General features: G+C 71.9%; 16 protein-coding genes and 1 pseudogene. 12 read left to right on the top strand and 5 right to left on the bottom strand.

Annotation, left to right across the window (positions count from 1 at the left end; translation table 11 throughout):
* Nucleotides 1-94: 94 nt before the first annotated feature.
* On the bottom strand, nucleotides 95-1258 hold the full coding sequence (locus ACFWRV_RS22880; RefSeq protein ID WP_384337376.1) for a threonine aldolase family protein: 1164 nt from the start codon (nucleotides 1256-1258) through the stop codon (nucleotides 95-97).
* Nucleotides 1259-1427: 169 nt separating this feature from the next.
* On the opposite strand from ACFWRV_RS22880, the gene ACFWRV_RS22875 reads away from it, so the two are divergent.
* The 10 genes from ACFWRV_RS22875 (at nucleotide 1428) to ACFWRV_RS22830 (ending at nucleotide 9829) form a co-directional block, all read left to right on the top strand.
* The gene (locus ACFWRV_RS22875) at nucleotides 1428-2378 is read left to right on the top strand and encodes a Rossmann-like and DUF2520 domain-containing protein (RefSeq protein WP_384337374.1); all 951 of its coding nucleotides are present in this window, start codon (nucleotides 1428-1430) and stop codon (nucleotides 2376-2378) included.
* Between the two features lie 82 nt (nucleotides 2379-2460).
* Complete coding sequence (gene panC / locus ACFWRV_RS22870; RefSeq protein WP_384337372.1) at nucleotides 2461-3480, top strand: pantoate--beta-alanine ligase; 1020 nt, start codon at nucleotides 2461-2463, stop codon at nucleotides 3478-3480.
* Nucleotides 3477-5171, top strand: coding sequence for an L-aspartate oxidase (locus ACFWRV_RS22865; protein WP_384337370.1), 1695 nt, complete (start codon nucleotides 3477-3479; stop codon nucleotides 5169-5171). Before panC ends, ACFWRV_RS22865 begins: the two co-directional genes overlap by 4 nt.
* A gap of 95 nt (nucleotides 5172-5266) precedes the next feature.
* A complete protein-coding gene (nadC, locus tag ACFWRV_RS22860; RefSeq protein WP_384337368.1) occupies nucleotides 5267-6331 on the top strand; it encodes a carboxylating nicotinate-nucleotide diphosphorylase in 1065 nt (354 codons plus the stop codon).
* Entirely contained in the window at nucleotides 6331-7128 is a 798-nt protein-coding gene (locus ACFWRV_RS22855; protein ID WP_384337366.1) for a type III pantothenate kinase, read from the top strand. Before nadC ends, ACFWRV_RS22855 begins: the two co-directional genes overlap by 1 nt.
* Before the next feature lie 160 nt (nucleotides 7129-7288).
* On the top strand, nucleotides 7289-7873 hold the full coding sequence (locus ACFWRV_RS22850; protein WP_384337452.1) for a hypothetical protein: 585 nt from the start codon (nucleotides 7289-7291) through the stop codon (nucleotides 7871-7873).
* Nucleotides 7874-7955: 82 nt separating this feature from the next.
* Complete coding sequence (locus tag ACFWRV_RS22845) at nucleotides 7956-8135, top strand: hypothetical protein (RefSeq protein WP_384337364.1); 180 nt, start codon at nucleotides 7956-7958, stop codon at nucleotides 8133-8135.
* 152 nt (nucleotides 8136-8287) lie between these two features.
* Complete coding sequence (locus ACFWRV_RS22840) at nucleotides 8288-8770, top strand: BlaI/MecI/CopY family transcriptional regulator (protein WP_384337362.1); 483 nt, start codon at nucleotides 8288-8290, stop codon at nucleotides 8768-8770.
* Between the two features lie 9 nt (nucleotides 8771-8779).
* A complete protein-coding gene (locus tag ACFWRV_RS22835) occupies nucleotides 8780-9349 on the top strand; it encodes an amino-acid N-acetyltransferase (RefSeq protein ID WP_384337360.1) in 570 nt (189 codons plus the stop codon).
* A gap of 144 nt (nucleotides 9350-9493) precedes the next feature.
* Nucleotides 9494-9829 carry an Lsr2 family protein gene (locus tag ACFWRV_RS22830; protein ID WP_018489329.1) on the top strand — a complete coding sequence of 112 codons (336 nt, stop codon included), beginning with the start codon at nucleotides 9494-9496 and terminating at the stop codon, nucleotides 9827-9829.
* On the opposite strand, the gene ACFWRV_RS22825 is transcribed toward ACFWRV_RS22830, so the two are convergent.
* Entirely contained in the window at nucleotides 9808-10422 is a 615-nt protein-coding gene (locus ACFWRV_RS22825; protein ID WP_384337358.1) for an SCO3374 family protein, read from the bottom strand. The two genes, ACFWRV_RS22830 and ACFWRV_RS22825, sit on opposite strands and share 22 nt — an antisense overlap.
* Nucleotides 10423-10872: 450 nt before the next feature.
* Here ACFWRV_RS22825 and ACFWRV_RS22820 point away from each other — a divergent pair, with 450 nt between their 5' ends.
* Nucleotides 10873-13401 (top strand): ATP-dependent Clp protease ATP-binding subunit, encoded by a 2529-nt coding sequence (locus ACFWRV_RS22820; protein ID WP_384337356.1) that lies wholly within the window; start codon nucleotides 10873-10875, stop codon nucleotides 13399-13401.
* Nucleotides 13402-13485: 84 nt separating this feature from the next.
* Here the strand turns inward: ACFWRV_RS22820 and ACFWRV_RS22815 are convergent, their stop codons facing one another.
* The 3 genes and pseudogenes from ACFWRV_RS22815 to ACFWRV_RS22805 all read right to left on the bottom strand — a co-directional run bounded on the left by ACFWRV_RS22815 (nucleotide 13486) and on the right by ACFWRV_RS22805 (nucleotide 17091).
* Entirely contained in the window at nucleotides 13486-16341 is a 2856-nt protein-coding gene (locus ACFWRV_RS22815) for an NACHT domain-containing protein (RefSeq protein ID WP_384337354.1), read from the bottom strand.
* A gap of 178 nt (nucleotides 16342-16519) precedes the next feature.
* A pseudogene (locus tag ACFWRV_RS22810) lies at nucleotides 16520-16636 on the bottom strand (hypothetical protein); the annotation flags it as partial.
* Nucleotides 16637-16734: 98 nt separating this feature from the next.
* Nucleotides 16735-17091: a trypco2 family protein gene (locus ACFWRV_RS22805; protein WP_384337352.1), complete on the bottom strand. Its 357-nt coding sequence runs from the start codon at nucleotides 17089-17091 to the stop codon at nucleotides 16735-16737.
* 455 nt (nucleotides 17092-17546) lie between these two features.
* On the opposite strand from ACFWRV_RS22805, the gene ACFWRV_RS22800 reads away from it, so the two are divergent.
* Nucleotides 17547-18263 (top strand): M23 family metallopeptidase, encoded by a 717-nt coding sequence (locus tag ACFWRV_RS22800; protein ID WP_384337350.1) that lies wholly within the window; start codon nucleotides 17547-17549, stop codon nucleotides 18261-18263.
* Nucleotides 18264-18461 lie beyond the last annotated feature (198 nt).

Below are 18461 nucleotides of genomic sequence, written 5' to 3'. Positions count from 1 at the left end.
GCCATCTCCAGCCCGTCCGGCGCTTGAGGACGGAACCCCGGGGCCCGGGGGCCCGGCACTGAGCAGGTTCCCGCCCCCCGGACAGCCCCCGGCCCTACGCGAGAGCCCGCACGTACCCCACGAACCCCGCCACCGCATCCCGTACATCCCGCGCCGACCACTCAAGCCCCGCGGCCCCCACCGTCACCTCGGTGAACGAGACCCCGGGCGGCAGCCCCGCCCCGCCCGGCCCCCCGAACCAGCGCCGGAAGAGGGCCACCCCCGTCTCCTCGGCCTGCCGCACCGACGCCTCGTCCAGCACCTCGGTCCCGTACGGCAGCCAGACCTGGAACTGGTGCGTGTGCGGCGGCTCCGGATGCACCCGGAACCACGGCGCCCCCGCCGCCGCGAACCCCTCCGCCAGCGCCCCGGCCACCACCTTCGCGTGGGCCACGTACGACGGCAGGCGCGGCAGCTCCCGCTCCAGGCCCAGCAGCGCGGACAGCGCCGCCGGATACTGCTGGAAGACCTGGCCCCCGTACCGGTGGCGCCACACCCGGGCCTCCTCCACCAGTGTCGAGGGCCCCGCCAGCACCGCCCCGGACAGCCCGTCCAGGGACTTGTAGAACGACACGTACACGCTGTCCGCGAGACCGGCGATCTCCGACAGCTCCCGCCCGAAGTGCGGACCGCACTCCCACAGCCGGGCCCCGTCGAAGTGGACCACCGCGTCCCGCTCCCGGGCCGCCTCCACCACCGCCGTCAGCTCGTCCCAGGACGGCAGCACGAACCCGGCGTCCCGCAACGGCAGTTCCAGCATCAGCGTGCCGAACGGCTCGGGGAACTCCCGGATCTCCTCGGCGTCCGGCAGCCTCGGCCCGGACGTCGGATGCACCGTGCGCAGCCCGCTCACCATCCCCAGCGCACCGCCCTCGTGCACCTCCGGGTGGGACAGCGGGTGCAGGGCCACCGTCGCGTTCCCCGTACGCCCCGCCCAGCACCGCAGCGCGATCTGCTGGGCCATCGTCCCGGTCGGGAAGAACGCCGCCGCCTCCATCCCCAGCAGCCGGGCCACCCGCCGCTCCAGATCGGCGACGACCCCGCCCCCGTACACATCGGTCCAGTCGTCCGGATCGTGTACGGAGGAGGCGTCGGCGGCCAGCGCCGCCAGCCGTTCGCCCAGCGTGCCGTCCGCGCCCACCCGGGCCAGCACCCGCCGAGCCCCCCGCCACGCGGTCAGCCTGCGCCGCCGCTGCTCCTGCTCATCCATCGTCGCCATGGGACGATCATCACCCGGACTTCCGCCGGCGCGCCCACGGCGTTCCGGCCCGCCCGCAAAGTTATCCACAGGCTGTGGGCAGTGGAGGGTGCTTGCCCGAAACGCTGGCGTAGCATGCAGAGAAATCGTCCGGTACCCCCCGCGGACTGGAACGGAAGGCCATCGCCACGTGAACCCATCAGTTTCGAAGGAACCTCTCGACGCGAGGGACCGGCCCGCCCGTCTCACGGTCGGCGTCGTCGGTGCCGGCCGGGTCGGACCCGCCCTCGCCGCCTCGCTGCGGCTCGCGGGACACCGCCCGGTCGCCGTGTCCGGCGTCTCCGACGCCTCCCGCCGCCGTGCCGCGGACCTGCTCCCGGACGTGCCGCTGGTGGAGCCCGCCGAGGTGCTGGCCCGCGCCGAGCTGGTGCTCCTGACCGTCCCCGACGACGTGCTGCCCACGCTGGTCGAAGGGCTTGCCGAGACCGGCGCCGTGCGCCCCGGCCAGCTCCTCGTCCACACCTCCGGGCGGTACGGGACCCGCGTGCTGGAGCCCGCGCTGCGGGCCGGGGCCCTGCCGCTCGCGCTGCACCCCGCGATGACGTTCACCGGCACCGCCGTCGACGTCCAGCGGCTCGCGGGCTGCTCCTTCGGCGTCACCGCCCCCGAGGAGCTGCGGCTCGCGGCCGAGGCCCTGGTCATCGAGATGGGCGGCGAGCCCGAGTGGATCGCCGAGGAGTCCCGCCCGCTCTACCACGCGGCCCTCGCGCTGGGCGCGAACCACCTGGTGACCCTGGTCGCCCAGTCGATGGAGCTGCTGACCAAGGCCGGGGTCGCCGCCCCCGACCGGATGCTCGGCCCGCTGCTCGGCGCGGCCCTGGACAACGCCCTGCGCTCCGGCGACGCCGCGCTGACCGGCCCGGTCGCCCGCGGCGACGCGGGCACGGTCGCCGCCCACGTCGCCGAGTTGCGCGCCCATGCCCCGCAGGCGGTGGCCGGGTATCTCGCGATGGCCCGCGCCACGGCCGACCGGGCGCTCGCCCACGGCCTGCTCAAGGCCGAGCTGGCCGAGGACCTGCTCGTCGTCCTGGCCGACCAGGAGCGCCGCCCCGGCGGCCCCGGAGCGGGGGAGACCCGATGACGACGATCGTCAGCGGGACCGTCAGGGGCCGGACGATCACCAGCCCGACGGCCATCGGCTGTCCGGGACCGGGGGAGGCCCGATGACGCGCACGGTGAGGACCGCCCTCCTGCGCACCGCCGCCGAGCTGGACGCGCTGTCCCGCCCCGCCGGGGCCGAGCGGGCCGTCGTCATGACGATGGGCGCGCTCCACGAGGGCCACGCCACCCTGATCCGCGCGGCCCGCGAAGCGGCCGGGGCGGACGGCCAGGTCGTGGCCACCGTCTTCGTGAACCCGCTCCAGTTCGGCGAGGCCGCCGACCTGGACCGCTATCCGCGCACCCTGGACGCCGACCTGGAGATCGCCGCGGCGGCGGGGGCCGACGCCGTCTTCGCCCCCGGCGTGGACGAGGTCTATCCGGGCGGCGAGCCCCAGGTCCGGATCACCGCCGGCCCCATGGGCGAGCGCCTCGAAGGCGCGGCCCGCCCCGGGCACTTCGACGGGATGCTGACCGTCGTCGCCAAGCTCCTCCACCTCACCCGCCCCGACAACGCGTTCTACGGCCAGAAGGACGCCCAGCAGCTCGCCCTGATCCGCCGCATGGTCCGGGACCTGAATTTCGGCGTCCGGATCACCGGCGTCCCCACCGTCCGGGACGCGGACGGCCTGGCGCTCTCCAGCCGCAACCGTTTCCTCTCCCCGCAGGAGCGGCACACCGCCCTCGCCCTGCCCCGCGCCCTGTTCGCGGCCCAGGACCGGCTCGCGGCCCAGCAGGCCCTGCACGAGCGGGCCAAGGCCACCGCGCCCGGCGGCGACCGGGCCGCCGGGCTCAACCGGCTCGGCGAGGCCCGCGCCGCCGCCGACGCCCAGGCCGTGGCGCTGGCCCGGCCCAACGGGGCGCCCGCCGCCGTCCGCGCCGCCGCCCGGACGATCCTGGACGAGGCCGCCGCCCGGGACCGGGTTCCGCTCACCCTGGACTACCTGGCCCTGGTGGACCCGGCGGACTTCACCGAGATCCCGGACGACCGCGAGAGCGGGGAGGCGATCCTCGCCGTCGCGGCCCGGGTCGGGGACACCCGCCTCATCGACAACATCCCCCTCACCTTCGGAGCCCTGACGTGACCGGAATACGGCTGACCGCCCCCGCCCCCGGCTGGGCCATCGACGCGGACGTCGTGGTGGTCGGCTCCGGCGTCGCCGGACTCACCACGGCGCTGCGCTGCGCGGCGGCCGGGCTGGACACCGTCGTCGTCACCAAGGCCCGCCTCGACGACGGCTCGACCCGCTGGGCCCAGGGCGGCATCGCCGCCGCGCTCGGCGAGGGAGACACCCCCGAGCAGCACCTCGACGACACCCTCGTCGCGGGCGCGGGCCTCTGCGACGAGGAGGCCGTGCGCACCCTCGTCACCGAGGGCCCCGACGCCGTACGCCGGCTGATCACCACCGGCGCGCACTTCGACACCACCGACAGCGGCGACATAGCGCTGACCCGCGAGGGCGGCCACCACCGCCGCCGCATCGCCCACGCGGGCGGTGACGCGACGGGCGCGGAGATCTCCCGGGCCCTGGTCGAGGCGGTCCGCGAGGCCGCCCTGCACACCATCGAGAACGCGCTCGTCCTGGACCTGCTCACCGACGCCGAAAGCCGTACGGCGGGTGTCTCGCTGCATGTCATGGGCGAGGGCCAGCACGACGGCGTCGGCGCGGTCCGGGCCCCCTCGGTGGTCCTCGCCACCGGCGGCATGGGCCAGGTCTTCTCCGCCACCACCAACCCCTCCGTCTCCACCGGCGACGGCGTGGCGCTCGCGCTGCGGGCCGGGGCGGAGGTCTCCGACCTGGAGTTCGTCCAGTTCCACCCCACCGTCCTGTTCCTCGGCGCGGACTCCGAGGGCCAGCAGCCGCTGGTCTCCGAGGCCGTGCGCGGCGAGGGCGCGCACCTCGTCGACGGCGACGGCGTCCGTTTCATGCTCGGACAGCACGAGCTGGCCGAGCTGGCCCCGCGCGACATCGTCGCCAAGGCCATCACCCGCCGGATGCACGAGCACGGCGCCGAGCACATGTATCTGGACGCCCGGCACTTCGGCGCGCGGATGTGGGAGCAGCGCTTCCCCACCATCCTGGCCGCCTGCCGGTCCCACGGCATCGACCCGGTGACCGAGCCGGTCCCGGTCGCCCCGGCCGCGCACTACGCCTCCGGCGGCGTCCGCACCGACCTGCGGGGCCGCACGACCGTCTCCGGCCTGTACGCCTGCGGCGAGGTCGCCTGCACCGGCGTGCACGGGGCCAACCGCCTCGCGTCCAACTCCCTCTTGGAGGGCCTGGTCTTCGCCGAGCGCATCGCCGCCGACATCGCCGAGGTCCGCCCGCCCCGCACCGAACCGGCGAACGACCCCGGGGCGTCCGACAGCCCGGCCCCGCTGCTGGCCCCCGAGGCCCGTACGGCGATCCAGCGCACCATGACCCGGGGCGCCGGGGTCCTGCGCTCCGCCGCCTCCCTGGCCGCCGCCGCCGAGGAGCTGGAGGCCCTCCACCGCGAGGCCGCCGCCGACGCGGACGGGCCCAGGGTCTCCAAGGCCGTCGTCCCCGGGGTCGACGCCTGGGAGGTCACCAACCTGCTGCTGGTCTCCCGGGTCCTGGTCGCCGCCGCCCGGGAACGCGAGGAGACCCGCGGCTGCCACTGGCGCGAGGACCGGCCCGACCGCGACGACGCCCACGGCCGCCGCCACCTGGTCGTCCGCATCGCGCCGGACCGCACCCCGGTCGTCCATCGCACGGAGACCGCCGCATTCCCGCCCGTACGCCCGTCGGATTGAGCACACTGCTGGAAGCAGCCGCTCCGCCGCACACCCCAGGGCGGCGCCGACACCACGAGAAGCACCACCCGCCACGCCCCCGAGGAGCCGTCACCGTGAGCACGCCCGAAGAGAATCCGCGCCCCACACCCGTGGACGTTCCGCTGATCAGCGTCGGCGCGCCCGCCCCGTCAGAGGCCTCGGGGGGCGGCTGCGGCGACGGCTGCGGCTGCGGCGGTGACGACGGATTCGACCCCGAAGCCCTGGAGTGCGGCCTGGACCCGGCGCTCGCCCTGCTGCTGGCCCAGGCGGGGCTCGACCCCGTACAGGTCGAGGACGTCGCCCATGTGGCGATCGAGGAGGACCTCGACGGCGGAGTGGACGTCACGACCGTGGCGACCGTCCCCGAGGACGCCGTGATCACCGGTGACTTCACGGCACGCGAGGCGGGCGTGGTCGCCGGGCTCCCGGTCGCGGAGGCGGTCCTGTCGATCGTCTGCACCGAGGAGTTCGAGGTCGAGCGGCACGTCGAGGACGGCGACCGGATCGTCCCCGGCCAGAAGCTGCTGACCGTCACTACCCGCACCCGCGACCTGCTGACCGGCGAGCGCAGCGCACTGAACCTGCTCTGCCGCCTCTCCGGCATCGCGACGGCCACCCGCGCCTGGGCGGACGTGCTGGAGGGCTCCAAGGCCGAGGTCCGCGACACCCGCAAGACGACGGCGGGCCTGCGCGCGCTGGAGAAGTACGCGGTGCGCTGCGGCGGCGGCGTCAACCACCGGATGTCGCTCTCCGACGCGGCGCTGGTCAAGGACAACCACGTGATCGCGGCGGGCGGCGTCGCCGAGGCGTTCAAGCGGGTCCGCGCCGAGTTCCCGGAGCTGCCCATCGAGGTCGAGGTCGACACGATGGACCAGGTCCGCGAGGTGCTGGACGCGGGCGTCGACCTGATCCTGCTGGACAACTTCACCCCGGCCGAGACCGCCGAGGCGGTCGCCCTGGTCGACGGGCGGGCGATCCTGGAGTCGTCGGGCCGCCTCACCCTCGACTCGGCCCGCGCCTACGCGGACGCTGGCGTCGACTATCTCGCGGTCGGGGCGCTCACCCACTCGTCGCCGATCCTCGACATCGGCCTGGACTTCCGCGACGCCTCCTCGGCCGGGGACGGGGCCGACGCCTGATGCTGCTCACCATCGACGTCGGCAACACGCACACGGTCCTCGGCCTCTTCGACGGCGAGGAGATCGTCGAGCACTGGCGGATCTCCACCGACGCCCGGCGCACCGCCGACGAGCTGGCCGTCCTGCTCCAGGGCCTGATGGGCATGCACCCGCTGCTCGGCATGGAGCTGGGCGACGGCATCGAGGGCATCGCGATCTGCGCCACCGTCCCCTCGGTCCTGCACGAGCTGCGCGAGGTCACCCGCCGCTACTACGGCGACGTCCCCGCCGTGCTGGTCGAGCCGGGCGTCAAGACGGGCGTGCCGGTCCTGGTGGACAACCCCAAGGAGGTCGGCGCGGACCGCATCATCAACGCGGTCGCCGCCGTCGAGCTGTACGGGGGCCCGGCGATCGTCGTCGACTTCGGCACCGCCACCACCTTCGACGCGGTCTCCCCGCGCGGCGAGTACGCGGGCGGGGTGATCGCCCCCGGCATCGAGATCTCGGTCGAGGCGCTCGGCGTCCGGGGCGCCCAGCTCCGCAAGATCGAGCTGGCCCGGCCGCGCAGCGTGATCGGCAAGAACACCGTCGAGGCCATGCAGTCCGGCATCATCTACGGCTTCGCGGGCCAGGTCGACGGGGTGGTGGCCCGGATGAAGAAGGAGCTGGCCGCCGACCCGGACGACGTCACCGTCATCGCGACGGGCGGCCTTGCTCCGATGGTGTTGGGGGAGTCCTCGGTCATCGACGAGCACGAGCCGTGGCTGACGCTCATCGGGCTGCGCCTGGTGTACGAGCGGAACGTGTCCCGCGCGTAGGGCGGCGCGCCGCGGGGCCCGGCGTACCTGCGGGAACGGCCGACGGCGGGGCCGGGGGACCGTCCTGGCGCGCCGCGCCACCGACGACCAGTTAAACGGATTTTGTCCATTTAGCACGTATTGTCGCGTTATGCCCACGCCCTACGGTTCACGAGGCGGCATGGCGTTCAGCGCGGACGAGCTGCGGGTGCTCCGACGTGCCCTCGCCATCGCCCTCCACCCCACGCCCCTGTCCGACGAGGACGTCCAGGACTGCCTGCGGCTCGCGGGCTCCGTGGACGAGGCGGTCGGCGAGGCCGGCCGGCTGCGAGCGTTCCTCCTCGCCGACCTCGCCCGCTACCGCAATGCCCTCCCCGGCTCCGCCGCCGGCTATCTGGAACTGCTCCAGGACGCCCTGGCGGCCGGCTACGACCCCCGCCCGGACGATCTGGCCGCCCTGCGGGCCCTGCGCGGGGGGCCGCTCGCGGCGGCCCTCCTGGAGCGCTGTCAGGTGCTCGCCGAGCGTTCCGTCAGGGCCCGTCTCGCCGGCCGCTCCGCCGGACTCGCGGCCCCCGGCCCCCGCAGCCGGCTGCTCGCCCTGCCCGGCGGCCGCGCCGCCGCCCGGGAACCGGACCGGCCCAGGCCCCCGGCCACCCCGAGCCACCCGCAGAAGCCCGGCGACCGCCCGATGCCCAAGCCCTCCGAGGTCTTCCCGCCGCGCCGCCGGCCGGCGCCGCCTCCGTCCGAGGAGCGGGCGGCCGGCTGACCCGTCCCGCGACATCCGACGCGGCGGCCTCCACCGGGAGGTCGCCGCGTCGGGCCGTCGGGGGCTCGCTACTCTGGACGGCATGGACTACGTATCCGCGCTCGTGCCGCCCGTGGTGATGGCCGTCTTCTTCGTCTCCCTGATCGTGATCATCGTCAAGAGCCAGGGTGGTCCGAACAAGGCCAAGGAGGACGGCGCGGTGGACGCGGCGCTCGCCCGCGCGGAATCCGCAAAGCAGACCGCTCGTCCGGAGAACGTCTGACCGCGGGAGCGGCCCGTCCGCCCGGTATCCTCCCGGCCCGCCCGCCCCGCGTCCTCCCGACGCGACCCCGGAGCGCACGACTCGTGAGAGCCGTGCGCTTTTTGCTGGGTAAAGAGCAGAAGATTCAGGACATCTAGCACTAAAGTGATCTCGTGCCCCGTCAATTGGGAGACCTCGAAGACGCCGTGATGACGCGTGTCTGGCAATGGAACCGACCGGTCACGGTGCGGGAAGTCCTTGAGGACCTTCAGCAGGAACGGTCCATCGCCTACACGACCGTGATGACGGTAATGGACAATCTCCATCAGAAGGGCTGGGTGCGCAGGGAAGTCGACGGCCGGGCCTATCGATATACGGCCGTCTCCACCAGGGCCGCCTACTCGGCCGCACTGATGAACGAAGCCTGGTCACACAGTGACAACCCCGCCGCCGCACTTGTCGCGTTCTTCGGCATGATGTCCGCCGAGCAGCGCGAAGCGCTGCAGGACGCTGTTCGTATGGTTTCCCCCAATCCCGTGGAAACCACCCCCGGCACCCCTGCCGAAACCACCCCCGGCACCCCCGCGGAACCGACCTCCGACTCCGCCGGAGATGACGCACCGACCGATGACGCGACGTCGGAGAGCGGGCGATAGCGTCGGGGCATGTCCTCAGAGCAGCCGCAAAACGATCCGGATACCGAACTCCATACCGACCCGTCGGTAAATAAGCCCGCCATCACCGTCCGGCGGGCCAGGACGAGTGATGTCGGGTCGGTGCGACGACTCCTCGACGGGTACGTGTCCGGAGGCATCCTGCTCGACAAAGCGACCGTCACCCTTTACGAGGACATCCAGGAGTTCTGGGTCGCGGAACGCGACGAGGACGCGACGGTCATCGGCTGCGGCGCACTTCATGTCATGTGGGAAGACCTGGCGGAAGTACGGACCCTCGCCGTCGACCCCCGCACGAAGGGCGCGGGAGTCGGGCATCACGTGCTGGACAAGCTCTTGCAGACCGCGCGATGGCTCGGTGTGCGGCGGGTTTTCTGTCTCACCTTCGAAGTGGACTTCTTCGCGAAGCACGGCTTCGTCGAGATCGGAGAGACGCCCGTCGACACCGATGTCTACAGTGAGCTGCTGCGTTCCTACGACGAGGGTGTCGCGGAGTTCCTCGGTCTCGAACGAGTGAAGCCGAACACCTTGGGCAACAGCCGGATGCTTCTGCACCTGTGATCTGCAGAAGGACCTGCAACCCTATGTCCGAATCGCGCACGTTTCCCGTCTTCCCGGGCTGCTGAACCCCTCCCGGGGGTTTGTGTTTTCGAGGGAAAAGCGGTTTCCTTTCCGCGTACTCCATTTTCGATGAAAGGAAATCCCGTGGCACAGAAGGTTCAGGTCCTTCTTGTCGATGACCTCGACGGTGTCGAGGCCGACGAGACCGTCACGTTCGCCCTTGACGGCAAGACGTACGAGATCGACCTCACCACGGCCAACGCGGACAAGCTTCGCGGCCTTCTCGAGCCCTACACCAAGGGTGGACGTCGCACCGGTGGCCGTGCCGCCACGGGCCGTGGCAAGGGCCGCGCCGTGTCCGGCGGTAACAAGGACACCGCGGAAATCCGCCGGTGGGCGCGGGAGAACGGCCACAATGTGAATGACCGCGGCCGCGTTCCCGCCGAGATCCGTGAGGCTTACGAGAAGGCCAACGGCTGATCTGCCGCACCTCTTGTCAGCACCCCCGTCGGCACCCCGGAACGGGCGCACGACAACCGGACCCGATGGCATTCCGTGGCCGCCGCGTCCACCAGGCGTACGAGATCGGGGGCATCCCCACCGCTGCTCCCGAAGCCCGCGAGGGCCGGCAGCGCCGGCTCGGGCGCACGCCTCGGCTCTGGGGGCCGCAGCCACACGGCGGCCCCCGGCGAGGCCCCCGGGGCGCCCGGGAGAGGCGGGGCCGTGACGCGGCCCCCCGCCCCCACGGCGGTCAGGTCCGGAGCGACCGGCCCCCACTCCAGCCAGTCGAGCAGCCCCGGCAGCTCATCGGCGCCGCCCGCGGCGACCAGCAGCCCCATCCGCGTACCGGACAGCAGCACGGGCCCCGTGCGCACACCACGCCGCAGCACGGCGTGACCGGCCTCGGCGGGCAGCTCCAGCACATCGAAGCGCACCCCGGTGAGCAGGCGCAGCGGATCCCGACCCGCGGTGGCCCAGCCCAGCTCCTTCGCGTACCGCCGGGCGAGCGCCGCGTCGGCGGAACCCGGAGCGGCATCGGGCGATGATCGTGGCTGCGGGACGGTGGGGGTCATGTCCGATGAACCGTCCGACCACCCCCGGGGTTACGCAGGGTTCCGGCCGCATCACTTTCCGTCCCGGCCGCGGGGGCGCGCGAGAGCATTCAGCAGCGCAAGGGTGTTCGCCCGTAGCGGAGGGAACCGGGGCGCGCCGCATGGACTGTCAGTGATTGCGGGTAAGACTTTCCTAGTGGGAAGGGGCGACACGCTGGCCGAGGCGTCTCACGTTCGCCATCGGCGTACTGGCGAAAGGGGTATCTGCCTGGCCTGCGGGAACATCGTCTCGCACCATCGGGTTGGAGCAGTTGTCAGCTGTTCGGCAGTAAGAATCCCCGCCCGGTGCGGGGTGATCCGGACGGATGTCGGCAGTTGGAATGAGCTGTCCCGTCCTGCGGGACTAGCATGCGGAAGGACTGGGAGGGGACCGACCCCTCACTGACCGACCGCTCTGAGGAGCGATTAACGATGTTCGAGAGGTTCACCGACCGCGCGCGGCGGGTTGTCGTCCTGGCTCAGGAAGAAGCCCGGATGCTCAACCACAACTACATCGGCACCGAGCACATCCTCCTGGGCCTGATCCACGAGGGTGAGGGTGTCGCCGCTAAGGCCCTGGAGAGCCTCGGGATTTCGCTCGAGGCGGTCCGCCAGCAGGTGGAGGAGATCATCGGGCAGGGCCAGCAGGCTCCGTCCGGGCACATCCCCTTCACCCCGCGAGCCAAGAAGGTCCTGGAGCTGTCGCTCCGCGAGGCCCTTCAGCTGGGCCACAACTACATCGGCACCGAGCACATCCTGCTCGGCCTGATCCGCGAGGGCGAGGGCGTCGCCGCCCAGGTCCTCGTGAAGCTGGGCGCCGATCTGAACCGGGTCCGGCAGCAGGTCATCCAGCTGCTTTCCGGTTACTCGGGCGGCAAGGAGGCGGCCACCGCAGGCGGTCCCGCCGAGGGCACGCCCTCCACGTCCCTGGTGCTCGACCAGTTCGGCCGGAATCTCACCCAGGCCGCTCGTGAGTCCAAGCTCGACCCGGTCATCGGGCGCGAGAAGGAGATCGAGCGGGTCATGCAGGTGCTGTCCCGCCGGACCAAGAACAACCCGGTCCTCATCGGCGAGCCCGGTGTCGGCAAGACGGCGGTCGTCGAGGGCCTGGCCCAGGCGATCGTCAAGGGCGAGGTGCCCGAGACCCTCAAGGACAAGCACCTCTACACCCTGGACCTCGGCGCCCTGGTCGCCGGTTCGCGGTACCGGGGTGACTTCGAGGAGCGCCTGAAGAAGGTCCTCAAGGAGATCCGCACCCGCGGCGACATCATCCTGTTCATCGACGAGCTCCACACGCTGGTCGGTGCGGGTGCCGCGGAAGGCGCCATCGACGCGGCTTCGATCCTGAAGCCCATGCTGGCGCGCGGTGAGCTCCAGACCATCGGCGCCACCACGCTCGACGAGTACCGCAAGCACCTGGAGAAGGACGCGGCCCTTGAGCGCCGCTTCCAGCCCATCCAGGTCGCGGAGCCGTCGCTGCCGCACACCATCGAGATCCTCAAGGGCCTGCGCGACCGTTACGAGGCCCACCACCGGGTCTCCATCACGGACGAGGCCCTCGTCCAGGCCGCGACCCTGGCCGACCGGTACATCTCGGACCGCTTCCTGCCGGACAAGGCGATCGACCTGATCGACGAGGCCGGATCCCGGATGCGCATCCGCCGGATGACCGCGCCGCCGGACCTCCGCGAGTTCGACGAGAAGATCGCGGGCGTCCGCCGCGACAAGGAGTCGGCCATCGACTCCCAGGACTTCGAGAAGGCGGCTTCCCTCCGCGACAAGGAGAAGCAGCTGCTGGCGGCGAAGACCAAGCGGGAGAAGGAATGGAAGGCCGGCGACATGGACGTCGTCGCCGAGGTCGACGGCGAGCTCATCGCCGAGGTCCTGGCCACGGCCACCGGAATCCCGGTCTTCAAGCTGACCGAGGAGGAGTCCTCCCGTCTGCTGCGCATGGAGGACGAGCTCCACAAGCGCGTCATCGGGCAGAAGGACGCCATCAAGGCCCTTTCGCAGGCGATCCGCCGTACGCGAGCCGGCCTGAAGGACCCGAAGCGCCCCGGTGGCTCGTTCATCTTCGCCGGCCCGTCCGGTGTCGGTAAGACCGAGCTCTCCAAGACGCTCGCCGAATTCCTCTTCGGCGACGAGGACGCGCTGATCTCCCTCGACATGTCGGAGTTCAGCGAGAAGCACACGGTTTCCCGCCTCTTCGGTTCGCCCCCCGGATACGTGGGCTACGAGGAGGGCGGCCAGCTCACCGAGAAGGTGCGCCGCAAGCCGTTCTCCGTCGTCCTCTTCGACGAGGTCGAGAAGGCCCACCCCGATATCTTCAATTCCCTGCTCCAGATTCTGGAGGACGGTCGCCTGACCGACTCCCAGGGTCGGGTCGTGGACTTCAAGAACACGGTCATCATCATGACGACCAACCTCGGGACCCGGGACATCTCGAAGGGCTTCAACCTGGGCTTCGCCGCCCAGGGCGACGTCAAGACGAACTACGAGCGGATGAAGACCAAGGTCAACGAAGAGCTCAAGCAGCACTTCCGGCCGGAGTTCCTCAACCGTGTCGACGACACGGTGGTCTTCCACCAGCTGACCGAGGAAGACATCATCCAGATCGTCGACCTCATGCTCGCCAAGGTCGACGAGCGTCTCAAGGACCGCGACATGGGCATCGAGCTCAGCGGCGAGGCCAAGACGCTGCTCGCGAAGAAGGGCTACGACCCCGTGATGGGCGCCCGGCCGCTGCGCCGGACGATCCAGCGGCAGATCGAGGACATCCTCTCCGAGAAGATCCTCTTCGGTGAGCTGCGTCCCGGTCACATCGTGGTCGTGGGCACCGAGGGCGAGGGTGACGAGAAGACGTTCACCTTCCGCGGCGAGGAGAAGTCGGCTCTGCCCGACGTCCCGCCGATCGAGCAGGCGGCAGGCGGCGCCGGCCCGAACCTCACGAAGGACGCGTGACGCGCACACAGGGCCTGAGCCCGCGCTGAGGGGCTGCCCCGGAATCGGTATCCGTACCGATCCGGGGCAGCCCCTTTTCCTGGGTCAGTACGGGGTGACGGTGAGCCGGTCGCCCAGCTCTTCCGCCCCGATGAGACGGGGGTGCTCCAGCCCGGTCACCTCCACGCGGAGGTCCGGCCAGGTGTGCAGGGAGGTGAGGTCCAGTACGCGCCGTGCCGAGGCGTCCACGGTGAGGTCCGTGACCCCGGGGAAGAGCTTCCGCAGCAGCCCCATGTCCTCGCCGTGGTGAGGGGCCTGCACGGCCAGGTGCTCGACGGCGGGGGCGTAGTGCTCGCGGTCCGGCCGGTGCGCCCAGGGGAACGCGGTGAGGCCGAGGCGGGTGATGCGGGGACGTCCCCGCAGCGCGGCGAGAGCATCGCCGAACGCGGCGGCCTCGGAGATCTCCAGGTTCCTGAGCGACGTCCAGGCGGCGAGTCCGTCCAGCACGAGGGGACGGTCGCTCGTCACCTTCAGGGACTCGATGCCGGGGTGCGCGGCGATCTCGCTCACCCGGCCCACCGCGAGGTTGTTCAGCTCCAGAACGATCAGGCGGTCGAGCCGGGCCAGTGCCGCCAGCTCGGCGGGACGCATCGCCTGCGCGTCCAGGCTGAGGCTGTGCAGACGGCGCAGCCCGGCGAGCGGCGTCAGATCGCGTACCCCGGGGCACGCGGAGATGTTCAGCATCGACACGGTGTCCGCGAGTGCGTCGAGGTGGGAGAGGCGGACGAGCAGCGCGTTCGTGTCGATGCTGAGCACGTCGATCCGGCGGCCTTTCAACGCCGCACCGATCTCTTCCTCGGGCAGGTCCGACGTCAGTACCAGCACCTTGACCGCCGGGATGTGCCGCAGGGCCCGCAGCCGCTTCCGGTCGCCCACCACGAGGGCGGTGGCCGAGGCATCGCAGTGGGCCAGCACGTCGGCGGCGTACTCCTCGGGCGGGAAGAAGGGCCAGGCGGAACCGAAGAGGCCGCTCAGGCCGGGGTAGGCCCGCAGCCAGGCCCGGGCGTGCGGGACACCGAGGGCGCCCCCGACCCGCACGATCAGCTCCGCCACGTTCCTGACGGACGGATCCTCACGGTCCGTCCGACCGGGCTCGGGCAGGAAATCCAGCGCGGCTGATCCCAGCCGGACCAGCGCGCGCACCTGTCTGTCGTCGGTCGGCGGGAACAGCGCCGCCGTGCTGCGCCGGACCCGTTCGCTCACCGCTTCGTCCAAGTAGGCCGCGTGCTGGGCGCAGAGGGCGGCCCGGACCCACAGGCGTGTGCGCTCGATCGACCCCTCCTCGTGCCTCTCTCCCGCGTCCAGCAATCCGCTCACCAGCACGGCCAGGTCATGCCGGCCGCAGTGTCCCGCCGCCAGCAGGATCACGTCCTGCCAGTGCTCCTCGTTCGCGTGGCTCCGCAGTTCCCCGAGGTGTTCGTCCTCGATGAGCTCCTTCGCGGCCAGGTAGTCCTGGAAGGTGCGGTGGATGAACTGGTAGGTGTCGTCGCCGTGCTCCCGGAGCAGGCCGCTGCGGTTCAGCAGATAGGTGAGGATCTGCTCCGGAGGCCCCTGGTCACTCACCCGTTTCATCCCCCGCAGGGCGCTCCGGAGGTGGCGCAGCGCCTGGGCGCGGGTCAGCTCCGACTGACCGTTGCGGACCAGCCAGACCGCGATGCGCTGGAAGATCTGGGCTTGCTCCTCGACGCGCAGATGGACGCCCTCGGGCTTGCCCATCCACCGGCGGTCGTCGCGATGGCCGAGGAGCATTTCCAGGGCCGAGCGGTAGAGCTGCCAGCGGGTGTCGGGGAGGAAGCCGTCGCGGAGGCGGTGCAGGGCGCAGATCACCGCGCAGAGCAGGGGCGTACGGGCCAGGTCACGGAGCGTGGCGTTCTGGTCGAACTGGCGGGCCAGGTCGTGTTCCAGGCGGTCGAGCCGGTCGAGCCGCTCGGGGTCGTCCTGCTCGGACAGCCGGGCCGCCCGGTGCCAGGAGGCCACGAACGCCTGGATGTCCTCGGTCCGCATCGGCAGCAGGCGCAGTTCCTCGAAGCCCTCCGACCGCAGCCAGTCCGGCTCGACGGCGAGCGGCCGTACGGTCGCGACGCAGCGGGTCTCCGGGTAGCGGGCCAGCAGCTGGGCGAGCCAGGTGTGCGCCTGCTCGCGGTCCTCAGGCGGCACCTCGTCCAGGCCGTCCACCAGGAGTAACGCCCGGCCCGACGCCAGGACCCGGCCCGTCCAGCCCTCCGGGGCCGCGTCCGCCACCAGGCCCGCCGCACCCGACAGCTCCGCCGGGCTCGGGAACGTGCCGCCGCGAGCGCGCAGGGTCCGCAGTGGGACGACGAGCGGGACCAGGCCGTTCAACGGCGCCAAGTGGTCCTCAAGGGTGCGGGCCGAGGCATGGGAGGCCAGCCACCACAGCAGGGTCGTCTTGCCCGCGCCCGCCTCGCCGCGCAGCAGGATCCGGGGACGGTCGGCGAGGAGGTCGTCGATGCGCCGGGGGAGCGGGGAGCCGGGGGCGGTGCGGTCCTGCGACTGGGCCTCCAGGCTGAGGTAGGCCGTTTTCAGGTCCCACTCCGAGTCGTGCCTGCTCAGCTCGTCGAGGCCGAAGATCTTCATCCGGCGGTACGCGACGCCCAGCGCCTGGGCGTACTCCGCCTCGTACCGCTGATCCCCCGGGAAATGTCCGTGGACCCGTTCGTGGCGCAGATCGACGCCCGCCGTGCGGCAGGCCTGGACGAACGGCTCCGCCGCCAGGACCCGTTCCAGCGGTACGCATTCGACCCGGCGGCCGTCGCGTTGCCGGGGCACCTGGCGGGCCACGCCCAGCAGCACGTCCCCGGTGAAGACGGGGGCGCCGGAGAGTCCGGACAGGGCGGCCGGCTCGTCGTCGCGGGCGGGCGGGGGGCGGGCCGTCCAGATCACAGACCAGCAGGTCGCGGACCTGGCCCGCCACGGGCAGGACCGTCGCCGTGTACTGGTCCGCCTCCAGCCGCCGGTCGGGGCCGTAGCGCTGGACGCGCGGGAAGCCGGTGATCTCGCAGCCGGGTATCGCCTGGCGGGTGTCGATCACGCCGAGCCGCACGGGCGGGACCGGGCGCACCGGCTCCAGGGCCTCCAGCAGGGCGACGTCCAGTCGGTAGTCGATCCAGGCGACGGTGGCCCGTATCCGGTCCGGCAGAGCCGGGTGGGCGATGTGGACGGAGCCCGACTTGACCACGTGGGCGCAGGTGAGGACCAGCCGGTCGGTGAGCAGGACGCCGCTGCCCTGCTGGATCGCGGTGACGACCACCGTGCGTTCGGCCAGGGACAACGCGATCACGGCTGCCCGGCCCGGTCACCGAACCCCGCCGTCGACCCGTCGTCCTCGGTCCCGATCTCCCACGCCTCGCCCGTCGCAGCGTTGCGCGGGGTCAGGGTGAAGGCCACCTTGTGCGTGCGGCCCTTGGTGCGGGCGGCGTCCGCGCCCGCCTCGACCACCCAGGCCTTCACCTTGCCGCCCGCCTTCGCCTCCCGGCGCAGTTCGAGGGTGAACTCCATCTGGATGTCGCCGACCGCGAAGGAGACCGGGTGGTCCGTGGCCCGGGTCGCCGCGTCGATGAGCTGGTTGCGGATGGACGCGACGGCGTCCGCGAGCTCGATGCCGTCCAGTGCGCTGGTGTTCTCGGCTGTCATGGGGTCCCCCGGGGTGCGGTGCCGCTTTCCCGTCAGCGTAGTGAAGTAGCAGGCCGAAGGTCCCGAATCGGAAGGACCTAGGTCCCACCGGCGGTGACAAGGCGCACAGGCCGAAACAGGCCTACTACCCGGGCCAGTAGAAGGGGCCGAGACCGGCCGCGGGACCTTCGGCCCGGCCTCGGCAGGCCCTTCCGATGTTCTGGGCGATACGGCCGTTTCGCGGTGCCATGTCCGGAAAAGTCCCCATGGAACAGGCGTTAAACCCCTTTCGCGCGAAGGATTTCGTGGCCTGCGACGGCTCCTCCGGAGGGACAACTCCGGCCAATTCCCCTGGCCTCTCCTACGGCTTTTCTTCGTAGATGGGGTGTTTGAGCACCGGCGGGGGTGCGGGTTACCAAGGTGGAGCAAGCCCGGACAGCACGCCGGGTCCACTCACCTTCGGAGGACTTCCTCGTATGAAGCGCGCAACGAACCTGCATACCATCCGCCCGTCCGCCTTCCGCGTCCGTGGCGCCGTCCTGGCCGCCGGCCTGGGGGCGTCCGTGGTGCTGGGTGCCGGAACGGCGTTCGCCTCCGGCGGCACCGAGGCCGCCGCTGCTCCCCTCGCCGCGAGCACGACCGCCGACTCCGTCGCCGCACAGGCGGCCGCGCAGGGCAAGGCGGCCGACGCGGCCAAGAAGGCGGCCGCGAAGAAGGCCTCCGACGCCAAGAAGAAGGCCGAGGACAAGAAGAAGGCCGCGAAGAAGAACGCCGCCTCCTGGAAGACCCCGGTCAAGAAGTACAAGCTGACCGCCAGCTACGGCACCGGTGGCGCCCGCTGGGCCGCCAAGCACTCCGGCCAGGACTTCGCCGTGCCGATCGGCACCCCGGTCACGGCCGCCCACACCGGCACCGTCGTGAAGGCCGGCCCGAACGGCGCCGGCGACGGCCCCGCGTACGGCAACGCCATCGTGATCAAGCACTCCAACGGCAAGTACTCGCAGTACGCGCACCTGTCGAAGGTCAACGTGACGATCGGCGAGCAGGTCAAGACGGGCGAGAAGATCGCGCTGTCCGGCAACACCGGAAACTCCAGCGGCCCGCACCTGCACTTCGAGATCCGCACCAGCCCGAACTACGGCTCGGCGCTGAACCCGGCCGCGTTCCTCCGCTCGGTGCACGTCTCCATCTGATCCGGCCGGCGTAACCGCGCGGCCCGACGGCACCGACCCCCGGCGTCAGCCGGAGCCCGGCGCCCGGCCGCGCAGCACAACCGAAGAGAGTTCAGTGGACCCGTTACACCCCGGTACCCGGGGCGTGCGCCCGGGTCACCCGACCGACGGCGACGTCGAGGACAGCCTCACGGCTCACTCCTCGGGGTCGCCGTCGGC

This window comes from Streptomyces sp. NPDC058576, assembly GCF_042718715.1.
In the GTDB taxonomy this organism is placed as follows: Bacteria; Actinomycetota; Actinomycetes; order Streptomycetales; family Streptomycetaceae; genus Streptomyces.
Note: the sequence above shows the minus strand (reverse complement) of the source record. Positions and strands in the feature narration are given on the sequence as shown.

Bases quoted from the DNA above. Each gene is read 5' to 3' on its own strand.
- ACFWRV_RS22880 (WP_384337376.1), bottom strand. From the start codon at position 1,258: ATGGCGACGATGGATGAGCAGGAGCAGCGGCGGCGCAGGCTGACCGCG.
- ACFWRV_RS22800 (WP_384337350.1), top strand. From the start codon at position 17,547: ATGAAGCGCGCAACGAACCTGCATACCATCCGCCCGTCCGCCTTCCGC.
- panC (WP_384337372.1), top strand. From the start codon at position 2,461: ATGACGCGCACGGTGAGGACCGCCCTCCTGCGCACCGCCGCCGAGCTG.
- ACFWRV_RS22850 (WP_384337452.1), top strand. From the start codon at position 7,289: ATGGCGTTCAGCGCGGACGAGCTGCGGGTGCTCCGACGTGCCCTCGCC.
- ACFWRV_RS22835 (WP_384337360.1), top strand. From the start codon at position 8,780: ATGTCCTCAGAGCAGCCGCAAAACGATCCGGATACCGAACTCCATACC.
- ACFWRV_RS22820 (WP_384337356.1), top strand. From the start codon at position 10,873: ATGTTCGAGAGGTTCACCGACCGCGCGCGGCGGGTTGTCGTCCTGGCT.
- ACFWRV_RS22825 (WP_384337358.1), bottom strand. From the start codon at position 10,422: ATGACCCCCACCGTCCCGCAGCCACGATCATCGCCCGATGCCGCTCCG.
- ACFWRV_RS22845 (WP_384337364.1), top strand. From the start codon at position 7,956: ATGGACTACGTATCCGCGCTCGTGCCGCCCGTGGTGATGGCCGTCTTC.
- ACFWRV_RS22805 (WP_384337352.1), bottom strand. From the start codon at position 17,091: ATGACAGCCGAGAACACCAGCGCACTGGACGGCATCGAGCTCGCGGAC.
- ACFWRV_RS22855 (WP_384337366.1), top strand. From the start codon at position 6,331: ATGCTGCTCACCATCGACGTCGGCAACACGCACACGGTCCTCGGCCTC.